15 protein-coding genes are annotated in these 17,390 nt (G+C 39.1%); all 15 read right to left on the reverse strand.

The genetic code is table 11. From position 1 onward, the window contains the following. Positions 1-9: 9 nt before the first annotated feature. The 15 genes from R7P69_RS10770 to R7P69_RS10840 all read right to left on the reverse strand — a co-directional run bounded on the left by R7P69_RS10770 (position 10) and on the right by R7P69_RS10840 (position 17,366). Positions 10-1,272, reverse strand: a complete 1,263-nt coding sequence (locus R7P69_RS10770; protein ID WP_085569704.1) for a hypothetical protein — start codon at positions 1,270-1,272, stop codon at positions 10-12. Next, entirely contained in the window at positions 1,265-2,314 is a 1,050-nt protein-coding gene (locus R7P69_RS10775) for a hypothetical protein (protein WP_238842876.1), read from the reverse strand. The genes R7P69_RS10770 and R7P69_RS10775 overlap by 8 nt, the downstream gene beginning before the upstream one ends. 282 nt (positions 2,315-2,596) lie before the next feature. Further along, positions 2,597-3,673, reverse strand: a complete 1,077-nt coding sequence (alr, locus tag R7P69_RS10780; RefSeq protein ID WP_085569706.1) for an alanine racemase — start codon at positions 3,671-3,673, stop codon at positions 2,597-2,599. A 21-nt stretch (positions 3,674-3,694) separates the two neighbouring features. After that, positions 3,695-5,053 carry a polysaccharide biosynthesis C-terminal domain-containing protein gene (locus tag R7P69_RS10785; RefSeq protein ID WP_213885618.1) on the reverse strand — a complete coding sequence of 453 codons (1,359 nt, stop codon included), beginning with the start codon at positions 5,051-5,053 and terminating at the stop codon, positions 3,695-3,697. Between the two features lie 4 nt (positions 5,054-5,057). Then, entirely contained in the window at positions 5,058-6,731 is a 1,674-nt protein-coding gene (locus R7P69_RS10790) for an asparagine synthase-related protein (protein ID WP_238952178.1), read from the reverse strand. Positions 6,732-6,803: 72 nt separating this feature from the next. Beyond that, the gene (locus R7P69_RS10795; RefSeq protein ID WP_085569709.1) at positions 6,804-7,505 is read right to left on the reverse strand and encodes a cytidylyltransferase domain-containing protein; all 702 of its coding nucleotides are present in this window, start codon (positions 7,503-7,505) and stop codon (positions 6,804-6,806) included. Next, positions 7,505-8,566, reverse strand: coding sequence for a nucleotidyltransferase family protein (locus tag R7P69_RS10800; protein WP_054574214.1), 1,062 nt, complete (start codon positions 8,564-8,566; stop codon positions 7,505-7,507). The genes R7P69_RS10795 and R7P69_RS10800 overlap by 1 nt, the downstream gene beginning before the upstream one ends. A gap of 16 nt (positions 8,567-8,582) precedes the next feature. Continuing rightward, positions 8,583-9,236: an acetyltransferase gene (locus tag R7P69_RS10805; protein WP_213885619.1), complete on the reverse strand. Its 654-nt coding sequence runs from the start codon at positions 9,234-9,236 to the stop codon at positions 8,583-8,585. Next, positions 9,229-10,302 carry an N-acetylneuraminate synthase gene (gene neuB / locus R7P69_RS10810; protein ID WP_054574212.1) on the reverse strand — a complete coding sequence of 358 codons (1,074 nt, stop codon included), beginning with the start codon at positions 10,300-10,302 and terminating at the stop codon, positions 9,229-9,231. The genes R7P69_RS10805 and neuB overlap by 8 nt, the downstream gene beginning before the upstream one ends. Positions 10,303-10,309: 7 nt before the next feature. Then, entirely contained in the window at positions 10,310-11,503 is a 1,194-nt protein-coding gene (neuC, locus tag R7P69_RS10815) for a UDP-N-acetylglucosamine 2-epimerase (protein WP_054574211.1), read from the reverse strand. Positions 11,504-11,520: 17 nt separating this feature from the next. Further along, entirely contained in the window at positions 11,521-12,672 is a 1,152-nt protein-coding gene (locus R7P69_RS10820; protein ID WP_213885620.1) for a LegC family aminotransferase, read from the reverse strand. Positions 12,673-12,684: 12 nt separating this feature from the next. Continuing rightward, positions 12,685-13,875 carry a UDP-N-acetylglucosamine 4,6-dehydratase gene (locus R7P69_RS10825; RefSeq protein WP_213877163.1) on the reverse strand — a complete coding sequence of 397 codons (1,191 nt, stop codon included), beginning with the start codon at positions 13,873-13,875 and terminating at the stop codon, positions 12,685-12,687. Next, positions 13,875-15,140 (reverse strand): UDP-N-acetyl-D-mannosamine dehydrogenase, encoded by a 1,266-nt coding sequence (wecC, locus tag R7P69_RS10830; RefSeq protein ID WP_213885621.1) that lies wholly within the window; start codon positions 15,138-15,140, stop codon positions 13,875-13,877. Before wecC ends, R7P69_RS10825 begins: the two co-directional genes overlap by 1 nt. Before the next feature lie 22 nt (positions 15,141-15,162). Then, entirely contained in the window at positions 15,163-16,287 is a 1,125-nt protein-coding gene (wecB, locus tag R7P69_RS10835) for a non-hydrolyzing UDP-N-acetylglucosamine 2-epimerase (RefSeq protein WP_054574207.1), read from the reverse strand. Between the two features lie 89 nt (positions 16,288-16,376). Further along, entirely contained in the window at positions 16,377-17,366 is a 990-nt protein-coding gene (locus tag R7P69_RS10840; RefSeq protein ID WP_213885622.1) for a Wzz/FepE/Etk N-terminal domain-containing protein, read from the reverse strand. Positions 17,367-17,390 lie beyond the last annotated feature (24 nt).

Below are 17,390 nucleotides of genomic sequence, written 5' to 3' on the forward strand. Positions count from 1 at the left end.
ACTTTGGCACTATATGTCCATAATTTGGGATGCTTTAGTAATGAAGATTATATTTTCGTCCTCACCACCTTCTTTCATTAAGTTGTTTTCCACGACATCAAGTACGTAAGTTCTCCCAAGAAGCTCTAAAGCTTCAAAGTGACAAGAGGAGAATATTGAGAAGTGAGCTTTAGATGCACCAATTAAAGTAAGCGTATCTTGGTAGGCATCTCGGTCGATTACTTTGAATTTTTCGTTTTGTACTAGCGCAGAGAGTTGAGTATGGTTTTGATGCTCACGCGGATGAGGTCGATAAACTACGGTATAGTTTGGGAATTGTTCGATTAAACTTGCAACAAAGTCAGCAACTTCCGTATAGCAAATGCCTTGTCCTGTAAAAATGAAGAACTTGTCATTCCCTACTTGGTTGAACACCTCTTTCTTCACTTCGTCACAAGCTTGGGGTAACGCCCCCTCGACTTCTATTCCATGTTCAGGAACGAAGTTAGCTTGGCGCATTTTCATTTGCCAATAACTTGAATAAAGCTTCAGACGGGTTGGCAACATGCTACTGCGCCAAAGTTCTTCACCAACATAGTGATACGAAGGGTGGTAAGGCGCTAGTAAGCCGTGTTGGTATTCTAGGGTCTTAATGCCGAGTCCGTTTGCTGCACTCACAATGGCTGGTTTTGTATATGCAGAGACGATTTCTACGTTTTGAACGCCTAACCATTTTAAGAGCTTCGTATACGCAGCTTTCTTACTTTCGTAATCTAGTAAAAAGGCTTCTACTGTCTGTTTGGAAACGCCATATTCTTGATTCAATAAGGCGAAGAATTCCTCTGAGAGCTCAGGAGTTCGTGCACGCCCACCAAAACGTTTAATGAACACGACTAGCAGTTTTATGATCAGGTTTTCAAAGATGACACCACGCTTGAAGCACGTCAGGAGTTTTACACCTTCAAAATTTGAGCAATGATACAAAGTACAAAGTTTTTTCTGCTTTTCAGGTGAAACAAATTCATCATAAATCACGCCCTCATTTATTGAAACTCGGGAGAATGCACCAAAGTAAGCCGTGGCCTTTTTATTGAATCTCGCCCTAAATAAGTTGCAGAAGCTAAAAATCAGAGAAAGCAGCAATGAGATATATGACTTTGATTTAAACTCCATATCCTCCACCCCTTTAGACAGAGTGATATGGCGAGTCATTTGGTATTTGAGTAGAGGCCAAACCTCAGCTTCGTTGCTAAGGTTGTTTTCAAGAATATGTGTTTCTACGACTTTATGCATTTGTTCGCTTCCGACTATGAACAAAGATAGCGTTGTTCGACGTCAATATCCCTAGTAAAAAGAAAAGCAATAATCCTATCATATTCCCCATAATGGGTACCATCGAGCCAATCCCAACAAGCATCAAAAATCCATTAATACGAATCAACCTAACATGGACAACCTGGTCAACATAGCCATCTTTTTCAGCAAAAAAAGGCTGAAAGATAAACCACATAACAAATATTATTCCAAGGCCATACTCAGCAATCAGTGAAACAAAGAACAGATCAAAAATCGGCCCTTCGATCTGACTTCCATAACCAATAATTGCCCTATCTACGTTAAAAAAGGTATACACATCTGTGTACATCTTGGACATGACGGTTCCATATGTCCCCGGGCCAGCACCAAATGGGAAGTTATACTCGAATATCTCCATCGCATAATAAAAGATCTTATAACGGACATAGTTTTCGTTGAAGTTCTCAAGAACAGAGTCACCAATTAATACCCAAAGTCCTCCTAAGATTATTGGAGTAGAAAGAACGAGAAATATCGAACCTATCAATCTTATTATCCCCTTATTTTTGTACATTACGGTAATGCCATATGCAACTAAGAGGATTAAAAGCTCTTTCCTAGAAAATGTTAGAAATAATAAAAAAAAGGAAAAAAAGAGTAGAGACCAGTAAAGCTTAGGTTTATAAATAAAATATCTTTTTGAATCATCATTGTATTTAAATGACAATAACAAAATACTGTATAAGAGAAGAAACCCAGAGTATAAAACACGAGATCCGAAAAAAGATCCCGGTGTAATCCCCATAATCCCACGACCATCTTTTGCCAATGTATATAATATATTAGGAACTAAATAATCAGAAACAACAAACAAAGAAGAGAACAATAAAATATACGTAAGTGCTTTCGTAAACTTAGCCAATAACATTGGTCTATCTGTATTTAAAGCATAAGCCATAACAAAGAAAACAAATACAAACTTCAAAGTCAAGAACGTTTGTAAAATATTTATTACAGGAATGCCACTTCTAAAAACCATGAAAGCCGAATACGTAAAAAGTATAAATGAGAGAAAAAGAAAGCTCTTCTTAACTGGTTTATATATAATACAGATAAAGAATGCGACAATACAAATCAGTATGTATATATGATTAAAGTATGCTAAAGCTCCTAAGTTTAATATATTTTGTCGAGATATAAAAAACAAAATTATCGTCGCCAATAATAGGTATAGATAACCTTTAGATGTAAATATCATATTGATACCAAATATAAAACCTGACTATCTCTGGACGTAATATTACTACCAAAGCTTGACCATTTAGTTACTAGAATAACGACGACTTACACGCTTAGAAACACCCGTTAGAAGCTCATAAGGAATAACTCCAGCACATTTCGCAATGTGTTCTATTGGTAGAGAGTCACCCCATAGGGTCACTTCATCTCCCACTTTGACGGCAGAATTATTCCCAATATCGACACTGATTAAGTCCATAGAAACCCGCCCAACAAGGGGGTATTCAACCCCATTGATCAGCACTGGCGTTCCATTTTTTGCACTTCTAGGGTAACCATCCGCATACCCAACCCCAATCACCGCTAAATTGGTGTCTCGCTCAGAAACCCAAACACCATCATAACCTACAGGTTCACCTTTAGAATGGCGACGCACCGAGGTAACATAGGCCTTTAAAGATTGAGATGTGCGCAGCCCTAAGTCTGGACCTATTTTATCGCACAAAGGGGATAGGCCATATAGTGAAAGACCGACTCTAGCATAGCTTTGACCATTGAAGTAACCTTGTAAAAGCCCTGCAGAGTTTGTAATTGAGGTTCTCACATTTAGGTTAGACGTAGTACTTTCAAAACTGTCTAACTGGAAAAGACTTCGCTCAGAATCATTGTCAGCAGAAGAGTAATGACTCAAGATCCCTTTTACCGTGATATTTGGCATAGATTTTAGAGCTTCAAGAGTACGATCAAGCTCATCAGCATGTAGCCCCAAACGATGCATACCGCTGTCAAACTTAATCCAACATTGCAACTCGGTTTCTGTAGAAAGCGTTCTCAAAATATCAAGTTGACTCTCGGAGTGGACTACAACTATAAGCTCATGCTCAATAGCCTGCATTAGATCATCGTATGTATTAACACCAGAGAAAACTAAAATATTTTTTTTTACACCTGAGCTCTTTAAAGCTAGCCCCTCAGATAGGCGAGCGACAGCAAAAGTGCTAATAGAGTCAATAGCTTGACAAACTTCTAATGCACCATGTCCATAAGCATCTGCTTTTATTACACCAATAAGCTCACATTTAGCATCTGTTTTTGCACTTAGAACTTTCGCGTTATGTTTAATCGATTCTAAATCAATTAATAGGTAGGGCTCAGCCACTATTATTTACCTTCTTCCTTACTAAAATATTGCTAGATGCGTGTTTAGGTACACCACAATCGCAGCCGTCATGCATGCACTAAGAAGAAAAGCAATGCTTTCTTTTAAAAGGTAGTGCTGTTTTACTTTAGTATTAACCAGAGCATAAAGTATAAACGCGGCAAAAATACAGCTTAACATTGTCGACGATGCGGAACCTAAAATACCATATCTTAGTGTTAAAAAATAACTTAATGGAATATTTACTAACGTAGCAAATAGAAAACCAAACATTTTGTATTTTGCAGTTTTTTCTTCCAGAGAAAGAACATTAGTATAAAGTATATACAATGTATTAAACAAAAAGCTTAAGCTAAGAACTACAAATACATCATAACTAAATTCTATTTTATCACTATATATAATTTTAAAAATAAACGGCAATAAAAAAATACAAGACAAAAAAACCAAATAGTTAGTTATCAAGAGACTCTTTGTATTTTTACTCATTTTTTCTAAAGAAAGGTATCCATATTGTGAGTATAATTTTAATAACTTAGGCATATATGCTTTGTTCATCGCAAGTATCACAATTTGAATTGCACCCGCTAGTAAAAATATAGACGTATAATTTGCCAACTCTTTTACTGCTAATAAGGAAGTAATATATGCTTTATCCACCATGGAGTTAACAACAGAAAAAACACTCACAGGTAAAATTATTGCAGAGTACTTTACTATTCTAAAATAAGACTTTTTATCAAAGGAAAGTACTTCTTTAAAGAATTCAGTTAACTTAAAAAACCTAGAAACAATAATAAATACAAACACTATATTTAGAACTAGTATAGAGTTTAAATATGAATCAGAACTTTTAAAAACATATATCGATGTAAGACCAACAATAAACTTCATTGCAAAGTAAAAGATAAACCAGAAGAAATATTTGGTCTTATCAAAACTTAAGCGACAAGATAATAAATACAAGTTAACAAAATATTCTAAGAATACTATCCAGAACATTTTTGTCATTTGATACTTTAAAGAAACTATATTGAATAAGAGATAATCATCAATGAATGATAATAATATAGTAACTAAAGTAAATAAAACAAATCCCGTACCCGCAACATGAATACTATTTATAAACAATCTTTTTTTATTTTTTCCTAATTCTTGATTGTAGAAAATAGAATAAGCAGATTCGCTTGATAGGCTTACCATAGGTACTAAAGCGGTAAGTAAAGCTAAGAAAAGTGTTAATTTACCATACTCTTGAATACTCAACAAATGAGATGCAGAGGGCATTAACAAAAACTGCATGCCTTTTACTAAAATATCAGCCAATAGATAGATTACTACTGGCTTCAACAATAGTAATTTAATACTATTAAAATTCATAACATTATATCTTTGACAAAATATTTTGCATTTTTAAGATATTTTGTTGAAGTGCAGGATGAACCCTATGATCTCCATAATCGAAACTCAAACCTAATTCAGTTTGAATCGATTTAGTATCACTATCCAACCGAGTCTTCAATTGTTTAAACTCATTAGATTTAACCCAATTTTCATAATTCATTACACCGCTTCCCCTAATAACGAAGTTACCCATCGCTAATAGTTTTCTTGAAACCGTCGTTATTGGGTTCGGTTTACCAGATAGAGTAGGCTTGAAGTCTTGACCTTGAATTGCAGACAACTCTGGTAATCTTTTAGCAATAAACTCTTGGAATAGTTGTCTATTGAGCAATTCGTCTTCATTAAATTGCTGGACAGTATCTAAGAAGAATGGAGTATAAATACTGTAAGAGTCTTTTTGGCCTAAAAAGCTTTCAAAAGCACCTTTGGCATTATTTCTTCCAAGGCCAAAAATCGCATAGTTCATCAACTTCTCTGAGTTAGAGAGAGTATCAAGTTTAGCATAAAATGCTTCTATATCAGCAACACACTCGTCTAACTCACTCTTTGTAAAGAAATCACCAAACCCAGACATATTCAGTTTTGGTTTAAAGTTTAAAGACAAACCTGTAAACGAGTTAATTGCTTTCTTTACTTTGGCTGCTTTTGGCTTTGTACTTAGCAAAGATTGGTACAATAATGTGTGGTCAAGAAGCGTGCTGTGTTTAATTGAACTGTAAAGTGGAGATGCACCAATGACAAAGCCGCTAGCACCAGTAATTAAAACATTTGATTTTAACTCGCGAACATCAACAATCTTAAAAATTTGAGAACCAATTTCAGGAGCAAGGTTTGATTCCATATCTAGCTGTGTTTTAAGAGGTATCGAGTTATATTCTAATGTACGTCGCTCCAATCCAAAATGTTCTGCAATTTTATTTGCGCTGTTAAAATCATTAGATAGAAACAACTTTCTTGGTCTTTCCAAACCGATAGTAAAGCCTTCTATCTGCATTTCATTTTTTTGGGCGTAATAAGGAATTATACGAGAATCAAGTCCACCACTAATACCTACAGCAAAACTCGCTTCATTAGGATTAAGTGCTTTAACTGTACCAAGTGCGTTGGTAAAAGTTTCATCAATTAAATCAAGCTTGTCATCATATGACAGTTGGTTGTCAAGATAACTAAACCGCCAGTATCGTTCCGATAATACAGATTCCTTTTCCAATTCTATTTTTAGGATAGTAGCTGCAGGTACGGTCTTTACACCCTTGATAATAGTCCGCTCATTCAAACCAGTAAAAAACACGACTTGTTGTTTAATTGCTGTGACATCAAGATCATCTACGCCAAACGATAAGGCTTCTTTTATCTCCCAGAAATCATCTGAAATTGTAAGTAAACCTTTACTTATATGGTAAAATATATTTTGTTTACCCGGACGATCAGAGACAATTCTTATTTGTCCGGTGGTAGGGTCTAGAACAACAATAGTAAAGTTGCCAATTAATTTCGCCAAATAACTTCTATTGTTATCAAGTATAGCCTTAATGACTTCATTTTCATTTTCTAAGTATAAGCTACCAAATACGTGATAATAAAATAATTTATTATCAAACTGAATGTCTTTGTTCAGACCAGTCTGCGAAGTTTTGTTTATTTTTATTAGCATTTAAATTTCCAACTAATCAACTACGAATAACTTTATAGTTGATTCTATTCCCATGTATTAATTCAAAAATATTTAATTTAATTTATCCATATTCTCGAGCATAACCTCTGCGATATGAAAATCCACAATAGTATCTATATCAACTGATCTTTCAATGGGCATCCTATGCGCTTTTACTTTATCAGAGTAGAAGATCCCTTTATTTTCAACAAAACTATCTACCTTGAAAGCATAAATGGATCCGTTTAGGCGATAATATTCAGGCAAGTCTTGCGAACGTTTTCCTACGACAGATTCTGGGAAAAAGTGCCCCATTGTCTTGTCCTCAGGTAAGGTGTTTGCCCATAGAGGGCTATGTTCACATGGACAGACAGACACAACACCTTCCGTCTTCTCGTCAAATGACGCAAGTAATTGATCAATATCCTCTGTGCTTCTCAGAGGAGAAGTTGGCTGTAGTAGTACAATATAGCCGAAGCTTTCGTCGATTTGCTCAAGTACATGTAAGATCACACCATTGGTACTAGCAGTGTCACCTGCAAGCTCTTGCGGTCTTAAAAAAGGCACTTCTCCATCATATCTTCGTGCAACTTCCGCAATATCTTCACAATCCGTGCTAATAATAACTCGGTCTATGTACCTTGATTTTTTTGCCGCTTCAATTGACCATGCTATTAATGGTTTGCCACCTAACTGTTTTATATTTTTTCCCGGTAGTCGCTTGCTGCCCCCCCTAGCAGGGATTACAGCAATTACTTTTTTACCATCTAACATTACTCTAGCCCCAGAGACAGTATATCCATCTGCGCACGGTTAAAGTCATCCATACGACCAATATCAAGCCAATATTCGTGAATTGGGAACATCAATACTTTTTGTCTCTCTTCCATGTGTTGCTCGAGCAACGTAGGCATGTCGATTTTCTGATTCTTTTCTACTGATTGAATCACTCGAGGAGATAAAACATAGATACCAGCGTTAACAAAAAAGCGTTGAACTGGTTTTTCAACCATGCTGGTAATTTGATTACCGTCCCCATTAATAACACCATAAGGAATTTGGTAGTCGTACTCTCGAACACACATTGTTGCATCTGCATCATTTTCCATATGGAAATTTAACAAGCGCTGGAAGTCTACTTTGGTCAACACATCGCCATTGATCATAATTAAAGGTAGATCTCTTGGCATATCTTCAGGTAGTAAGCCGAGAGCACCACCGGTACCCAAAGGAGTCTCTTCGTGTACATATGAGATGCTAACCCCCAAATCAGTACCATCACCAAAGTGTTGGTGAATTTGTTCTGGCATGTAGTGCGTTGAGATGTAAAAGTTGCTAAAACCAGCTTTGATAAAACTCTTGATTACAGTTTCTAGAATAGGTTTATCACCAACTTTTAACATTGGTTTAGGGCAGTTGTCCGTCAGCGGTCGTAAGCGAGTACCAAAACCACCAGCCATAATGAATACTGGGTTCTGATATTTATCTTTACTCAGCGCACTGTGAAGAGTTTCCAAACCTACGACTTTGTTGTCTTGGTCAAGTAACGGAACCGATAGAATTTGCTTTTTTTCCATTAACTCTACAAGATGCTCTTTTGATGCGCCTTGCTCTGCGGTAATTGGCTCAGAATTCATTACCTTGGCAACCGAGTCGGTTAACACCAGATCATTTAATAAGCCACGTCGAATATCACCATCAGTAATCATGCCTAGAAGCTTTTTATCTTGATCAACAACCACAGCGACACGCAATGCTTCGCTGTTGATGATTTCTAATGCCTGCTTGATTGTGCTTGATTCTGATATCAGCGTTTTTTGCCAACAATGACTCATATTCTACCTTTGTTTTCTAAGAATTTGTTTTAATTACTGCTCTAGCAGGATATGCAATGGTATTTTCTTCTAAAGACTTAGTGAGACTAGCACCAGCCCCCACGATAGCGCCACTGCCAATAGATATCCCTTGGGTAACCGTTGAACCAGCTCCAACATAGACACTTTCTTTTGTCTCGACTTGACCACACAACGTTGCTTTAGGAGCAATATGGTTATAAGCACCTATTTTACAATCGTGCTCAACCAAGGCACCCGTGTTGATTATACTATGGCTCCCCACTGTAGCCCCAGTCTGAATCATCGCCATAGGTAAAATCTGAGCACCAATTTCAATTTTAGAAAAAGGTGAAACGAATGCACTGTCAGCGATGACCGTCTCAAATTGATAACCTAATGAGAGAAAGTATTCATTAATTTTTTTCTTAAAGCCGGATTTGGGCATCATTCCAATACCGTTGACCAAAAGAATCTTGTCTTTGTCAAACCTCAGAATATCTTTGTCCTTTTCAAGGATGGAAATTCCTTTAAATACAGAACGTTGACTGACATCTTCAGGGCTTATCACGGCAAGTATGTCTCTTCCCTGCGTAAGCAGTATTTCAGCAAGAACGGAGGCGTGACCACCTCCACCAATCATTACAATAGGAAGATTCACCTCATCACTCAATGATCAACTCTCCTGCTTTGTATCCTTTGGTTGCTTTAGTGCCAAGAAGTTCCCAATAGCGATAAGGGGACAAACCAATGCCTGGACGCTTAATTGTGAGGTTAGATTCTGTTAACGCTTCGCCCTTTTCAATATCCTTTGCTGCTACTAAGCTTTTGCGTGCTACGGATTTGTTTTTCACTTCAGAAACTGTAGGAGTTTTTACTCTAGAGCCTAATGCAATCTCAATCTGACGGATGGCTTTTACCATTGCCTCTAGCTCTTGTGGCTCTAGAGAGGCTTTGTGATCTGGACCTTCCATGTTTTTATCTAACGTAAAATGCTTCTCTATAAGAACAGCACCGCGAGCAACAGCCGCAATTGGAATCGTAATTCCTTCACTATGGTCCGAATAGCCTGCCGCCAAGTCAAATGCTCGCCCTAGCGTATCCATTGCTCTTAGGTTGATTTCTTCCATTGGAGCGGGATATTCCGTCGTACAATGAAGAATTGTTACTTTCTCTTTTAGCGCTTTTTGACCAGCTTCTGATGCATAAGCTTCTTGGAAACCTAGCATCGAAGGTTCTGCTTTTTCATCTGTTGTATAACCGAAAGCAATCACTCCAAGAGCTGTCTCAATTTCGGAAAGTGTTGCCATACCTGTTGATACAATAAGATCACAACCAGTACGAGCATGAGCCAATACAAGAGGAGCGTTCGTTAACTCACCGGAAGGCAACTTCAAGCGCGTTAAACCAAGATCATTGACTAAGAAATCTAAACTTTCTAAATCGAAAGCTGTTGATAGAAACTCAATACCAAGCGAACCACAGTATTTGACGAGATCATGGTGGGTCTCGTACGACAGTTCTAAACGGCTTAACATCGCTAACTGAGACTCTTGCTTTTGAGTATTTGTTACTTGATATTCAGCTTGCTTAGCCTCTTCGGTAACTAGGTTTTTTGCTTTAAAAGTTTGGAACTTTACTATATCCGCTCCAGCTTTGTGAGCAGCATCGACCAACGAAAATGCTAGTTCTTCTTGACCGTTATGGTTTACACCCGCTTCGGCAATAATCAAAGTCATTATTGTCTCACTCTACTTTCTTGTTTAAGTCAGGTTCAATGTTTACATCATAAAAAGACTTACAAGGATCAAAATCCAGTCCTTTAATCATCTCTATGACTTGTTTGCTACTATCACCTTGCCCGTAGGGGTTAGCAATATTTTCATCTTCAGCTTTATACTTTCGGCTCACAGCGAGGCCAATCGCGTTACTGATGGATTCTTTCATAGCAGTGGTGTTTAAAACACTTTTTGCGGCCAAGCGTCCTTTTTGTCTAGCCCCTATATTCACTGTAGGGACATCAAAAGCTGGTACTTCAATAATACCACTCGACGAATTACCAATAACTGCAGCCGCATGCTTTACCGAGCTCAAATAACGCACTTGCCCTAGTGATGGGATTGCCAAGACACGTTTTGGTTGACTTGCCGCATAATCTTCTAGCATTGGGATAATGCGTCGACCACCGTCATCTGCGTTAGGGTAAGTTAATATAACTTGATGATCAGGGTATTCATCCAATGCGTCTAAAAGCGATTGAAAGCTTTCCTCTGGAGATTCATCACCCAGAGTAACAGGATGATAAGTAACAACAAAATAAGGTTTTGTGAGCTCAAAACTTAGTGATTCACTCAACTCAGAAACCGTCATAAAAGACGCTCGGTTTAGGTGGTCTAAGCCAATTGCACCAATATTTCTTACACGGGCTGGTGATTCACCAAGTTGAATCACTCGGTTTCGGTATTCGTCTGTCGATGTACCATGTAGGTAACTCAACTTGGTAATCGCATGACGAATTGCATCGTCATAAGCACCTTCTGTTATTTCACCACCATGAAGATGAATGATCGGAATACGAAGTATCATAGCCGTTTGCGCAGCAGCGAGCGCCTCAAAGCGATCCCCAAGAATGACAAGAACATCTGGCGCTAGTCGCGACAAGGCATCGGCAAACCCTAAGACACCCAGCCCCATACTTTTCGCTGTACCTACAGCGGAATCAGAAGACAACAAAATCTCTATTTTCTCATCGATATTGAAGCCATCTTTTTCAATTTGTTTGTAAGTATCACCGAATTCCGGTGATAGGTGCATACCAGAAACAAGCAATTGAAGTGTTAGGTCAGGATCGCTTTGTATGTCCTTTAAAAGCCAAAAGAGCAGACCATACTCTGCTCTTGTACCAGTAAAGACCGCAACCTTTTTATGTGTCTGCGTCATGTATGTATTAAACCTACTTAGCCTTTGATTTCCACTGGGGTACTTGGAAGATTGATTAGGTGCGCCTCAATAAACTCTGAGTAAGTTAGATCACCACGTATTGCATTCTCAAACATGGGTAATCTGTGCATGAGCTGCCAAATCGGTCGAGTCATCACGCCTGAACCATTTGTGCCTTTAAGTACCTCTTCGCGACTTTCTTTATCCGGACAAATGATTGCATTTAACCAATAGTTTGACTTCGCATACCCAGGCTCAGTGACAAAGTTAAAATCTGTACCTTTGAAGAAGTTTTTATAGCGTTCTGCAAGCAATCTCTTTTGCTTCAAATACTGCTCGATAACTTCCATCTGTGCACATCCCAGAGCAGCATTCAGGTTAGGCATGCGGTAGTTAAAGCCAGGTTCATCATGGAAGAACTCATACGGATGAGGAACTTTTGCTGTCGTCGTGACATGCTTAGTACGCGCACCTAATCCTTGAGTCTTACATAACACCATGCCACCACCGCCTGTGGTGATGATCTTGTTGCCATTGAAGCTGACAGCACCAAAATCACCAATAGTACCGGTGTGTTTGCCCTTATAGAACGAGCCTAGGCTTTCTGCGGCATCTTCAACCAACGTGATGTTCCATTTCAAGCAAACGGCAACCAGTTCATCAAGCTCTACAGGGTGACCAAACGTGTGCATTGGTACAACGGCTTTGATTCTTCTACCTGTTTTTTTATGAATACACCCCGTGTCTGTGACTTCAGCATTCTCTTCTAAAAATGCATCCACAGCCTTAGGACAGAGCCCCAAACTCACCGGTGAAACATCAACAAAAACCGGCTCAGCTCCCATATGATAAAGAGCATTACAGGTCGCAACGAACGTCAGTGCTTGCGTGATGACCAGATCGCCTCTTTGAACATCAGCCATGTACAATGCCGCATGCAATGCTGCTGTTCCATTCACAGTCGCTACAGCTTTAGTCGTACCGGTGTAAGCTTCAATTTTTCTCTCAAAATCATCAACAAACTTACCGACGCTAGAAACAAATGTACTTTCAATCGTTTCTATTACGTACGCTTTTTCGTTGCCATCAAACGTTGGTGCATGTAAGGGAATAAATTCGTCTGTTTTGTAAGTGTCTCTCACAAATTCAACAATAGTTGTCGCTTTCATTGAATACTCCACTTACATCTTGCTATCGAGGTATTTACCCGTTTCTTTGTGCCCAAAATCAGGGATCATGGTAAAGAACAGTTTCACAATCTGCTCTTTAGTCCAAGCTCGCTCACCTTTCATCTCAGAAATACTGTTTTCAAACAAAGTAAGAAGCTCTTGCTCATAAAGAGGTTCATTTTTGATGATGCCCAGATTTTCGAATCGAGACATATCTAGCTCTTCTTTATCTGTGAAAAACTCTTCAAAATCTTTCTCGCCAGTAGTATCACTCGTCGTGAACAAGCATGGCCATTTCCCTTGCTCTGGAAGCGTATGTGCAAGTTGGCGAGCTTCTTCTTCTGTTTCACATAGGTGGGGTTCAAAACCAAGTTGCTCTAGGTATTTCACCGCAATATCTGCAAACGAAATAAGGTGCAGAGCTTCACTCAGTTTCGGGAAGAAAATGTCACGATTTTCACCAAAGACACAAGACATTAAACATAGTTCACCCGACTCTTGAGGAGTAACAAAATAACGCTTGATGTCGTTTGGTGCCACGATAGGTTGGCGCTTTTGGATACGTTGGTTAAATCCGTGTAGCAGCGAACCATCAGAGAATGCAACATTTGCAAAGCGAGCTGTTGAGATTGCCATTTGCTCACTTTTACGCATTAGGAACATTTCCATAATACGTTTTGACGCACCCATCATATTGACAGGGTTTGCAGCTTTGTCAGTTGAAACACAGAAGTACTTTTTCGCACCCGCATTAATAGACTGTTGGATCGTTTTATCGGTATTAAAAACGTTTACATCAATCATACGCATCAATGTATAAGGATCTTTTTCACTTCTAACATGCTTAAGCGCAGATAGGTTCAACACATAATCAAACTTACCATCGGCTTCAATGAATGCATCGTACTCTAAAGAACCAATGTCCAGAGCAAATGTTTGGAAGTCACCATCAATATAACCAAATGAGCTACGGATATCTCGAACAAGCTCCACCATATTGTTTTCGCTAATATCAACAACATGTAGCTTCTTAGGATTACGTTTGAAGATTTCTTTAGTTACAGCTTGTCCAATTGAGCCTGCACCACCCAAAACAAGGAAACTTGACTCGGAAACAATGCGTGACAGTTCTACTTCATGGTTTTCAATATCTTTTGTGAATAAGGCTTCGGTACGACCGATTAAAGGCAAAATAGCGTTCATTACCAAATCCCCTTGGTGTCTACTAAGTATGGTGAGTCTATTGACTCAACTTTAAATTCTTTATGGTCAACAAGCATTACATGAATATCTGCCGTCGACTTTGCAGCGTCAAAGCCCTGAAGTTCAACTTGCTCCAATGAACTTGGTAACTGATGAATATTAGGTTCAACTGCAATTACATTCCCCGCATGGAAAGAAGCAATTTCTTTTACAATCTGCATTGCAGGGCTTTCACGTAAGTCATCGATGTCAGGCTTAAAAGCTAAGCCGTAGCAAGCGATTGTAACCTCTTTGGCTGTTTTATCAGCATGCTCTTGCAGAAAGTCTGCAAGAGCCATTTTAGTTTTACCGACAACCCAACTAGGCTTGCTGTCGTTAACTTTACGTGCGGTATGAATAATCTGAGCTTCTTCCGGAGTTTTTGAAACGATAAACCAAGGGTCAACGGCGATACAATGTCCCCCCACCCCCGGGCCAGGTTGAAGTATGTTCACGCGTGGGTGACGGTTTGCTAATGCAATTAGCTCCCAAACATTGATATCTAACTTATCACAGATAACAGAAAGCTCATTTGCAAATGCAATTTGAACGTCACGAGAGCTGTTTTCGGTCAACTTTGCCATTTCAGCAGTGCGCGCATTAGTGATAACACATTCACCTTGAACAAATGTTTGGTACAACTCAACAGATCGCTGCGAACATTTGGGTGTTAGGCCGCCAATTACACGGTCATTTTCAACCAATTCTCGAACGACATGACCTGGCAACACACGCTCTGGACAATGCGCAATGTTAATGTCAGCGTTTTCGCCATGAGTTTGAGGAAAAGTAAGGTCTGAACGTGCTTGAGATAACCAATCAGCCATCTGTTCCGTAGCTCCCACTGGTGAAGTCGATTCTAATATAACTAGATCTCCTTTCTTTAGGACAGGCGCAATTGCTTTACTCGCTGCTTCAATGTAAGAAAGGTCAGGTGCTGGAACGTCACCCTCTTTACAAGGTAAGAAGGGAGTTGGAACAGCAATAAGAAATGCATCTGCAGCTTCTGGAGTTGTTACTGCTTTTAGGTAGCCTTCTTTGACAGCGGCATTTACGATCATATCGAGCTCAGGCTCAACGATATGAATTTTACCTTGATTGATAGTGTCTACAGCATGTTGGTTAACATCAACACCAACAACCTTTTTCTTGCGTGATGCGAACATTGCTGCTGTTGGCAGACCAATGTAGCCCAACCCCACAACTGATACTGTTTCAAAAGACATATATACTTCTCGTTAAATTAAATTATTTTGCTAAAACATCTAGAATTCGTTGACATGCTTTTCCATCACCGTAAGGGTTATGTGCGAAGCTCATTTCCTTATACGCTTGCTCGTCTTGAAGCAAAGTTGTTAAACCCGTAACGATTCGATCTACATTGGTACCAACCAATTTGACCGTGCCTGCCTCTACAGCTTCTGGGCGCTCTGTTGTATCTCTCATCACTAATACGGGCTTACCTAAAGAAGGCGCTTCTTCTTGAATACCGCCCGAGTCGGTTAGAATAATATGAGATCTATTCATTAAGTAAATGAATGGTAAGTACTGTTGAGGCTCAATCAGATGTATATTGCTTATTCCCGCAAGAATTCGGTTTACAGGTTCACGTACATTAGGATTCAAGTGCATTGGATAAACGATTTGAGCTTCTGGGTGCTTTTGCGCAGTGTAGGCTAGCGCCTCACAAATACGCTCAAAACCACCACCAAAGCTTTCTCTTCTGTGTCCTGTAACGAGTACTAACTTTTTATCTTCACGGAGAAATGGGAATTGTTCAGACAGGCTATGTTGAAGAGTCTCATCATGATCGATTTTTTCTTTGATCAACAAAAGAGCATCAATAACAGTGTTACCCGTCACCGAGATACTCTCTTTCTTAAAGTTTTCTTTCAACAAGTTGTTTTGTGAGGTCTCTGTAGGCGCAAAGTGATATTGCGTAAGCGCCCCCGTTAACTTTCTATTTGCTTCTTCTGGCCATGGTGAGTAGATATTTCCGGTTCTTAAACCTGCCTCTACATGACCAACAGGAACTTGCTCGTAGTACGCTGCTAGACTAGCAGCAAACGTTGTTGCTGTATCGCCATGTACTAAAACTACATCAGGTTTAAACTCTTGTAATACTGATTTGAGCTCTAACAAGATTCGTGCGGTCACATCATTTAAAGATTGCCCTGCTTTCATCAAATTTAGGTCATAATCTGGCTTAATTTCAAATAGTTCAAGCACCTGGTCTAGCATCTCTCGATGTTGAGCTGTTACACAGCATTTTGCTTCAAATCGTTCATCAGAAGATAAAGCGTGAACCAAAGGGGCCATCTTTATTGCTTCTGGTCGGGTACCAAATACCGTAAGTACTCTTTTCTTTGTCATCATTACTGACCTAATGTAAAACTTGAATAATAATTTTCATGGGCACGTGAATATTGTTCACGTCCCCTTTAAGTTGTATTTTTCTGCGCTTAACTCAGCGATGTTTCACTAGACTCCAATCGGTCTCTTTTTTTTAAAACGAAGCGGATTAGTACAATCATAATACCAAAAACAGCGCCAAGCAGCGTCCCTGCAATACAGATAAGAGCTCTCTTAGGCGAAGCTTTTTCTTCTGGAACCACCGCAGGATCGATTACTTTAAATACGAATTCTTCTTGAGCTTCTGCAAGCATTAAGTTCTTCGTTTGCTCTTCAATTAGCTTATAAAAGGCTGACTGCATATCAGCAACCGCTGTTTTCTGAAGCTGTTTACTCAAATAAGTTAGGTTTTTATTAGTATCTTGAATTGTACGCTCACGCATTACTTGATTAATATCTTCAATCAGCCAATTCACCCACTGCTGAGCTACATACGGTGAATAGTGGCTCACAGATAGCCTAAATAGTCCAGATTCTTTATCAGGCTCAATACTCAAAACATCTGTGACGAATAAGCGGTAGGCTTCTTGAGCTGTAGGCTCTGCACCTCTTAGGCCTTGAGGCTTTCTCAACCAAACTTGCTTATCTTTATCATAAAGTTCATCGTCTAATATCAATTTGTTTCCCCCAATATCCCAACCTTTACTACCCATGAGAGGCACTAGAATGTCATGCTTCTGTACAAAGGATTCAATAAATTGACGAGACTTTATGACTTGAATAGCTAAATCAGTTTGGTTGCTCTGGCTTGGTAAACTAACTCCCGCAAGTGATGCCAATCCACCTAGCTGGCCAGAAACTGCCGCTAATCCACTAGCATTAGAGTTTTGAGCTGGGGATAGAAGAGCATCAGCCCTGTAGATGTTCGGCTTTGACAACGCAAATGCCACAGCAACAGAGGCAAAAATGACCGTAGTAAGAATAATGACCCACTTCCCTCGCCAAAATGCAGAAAGTAGTTCACGTAGATCTATTTCATCTTCGGCAGGAACATGTGTATAAGGATATGGGGACAGGTTTGGGTATTGCTCAGATTTCATTTCACTTTATCCCAGTCAATTAGC

The sequence above is a fragment of the Vibrio sp. 661 genome (genome assembly GCF_033339315.1).
Taxonomy (GTDB): domain Bacteria; phylum Pseudomonadota; class Gammaproteobacteria; order Enterobacterales; family Vibrionaceae; genus Vibrio; species Vibrio alginolyticus.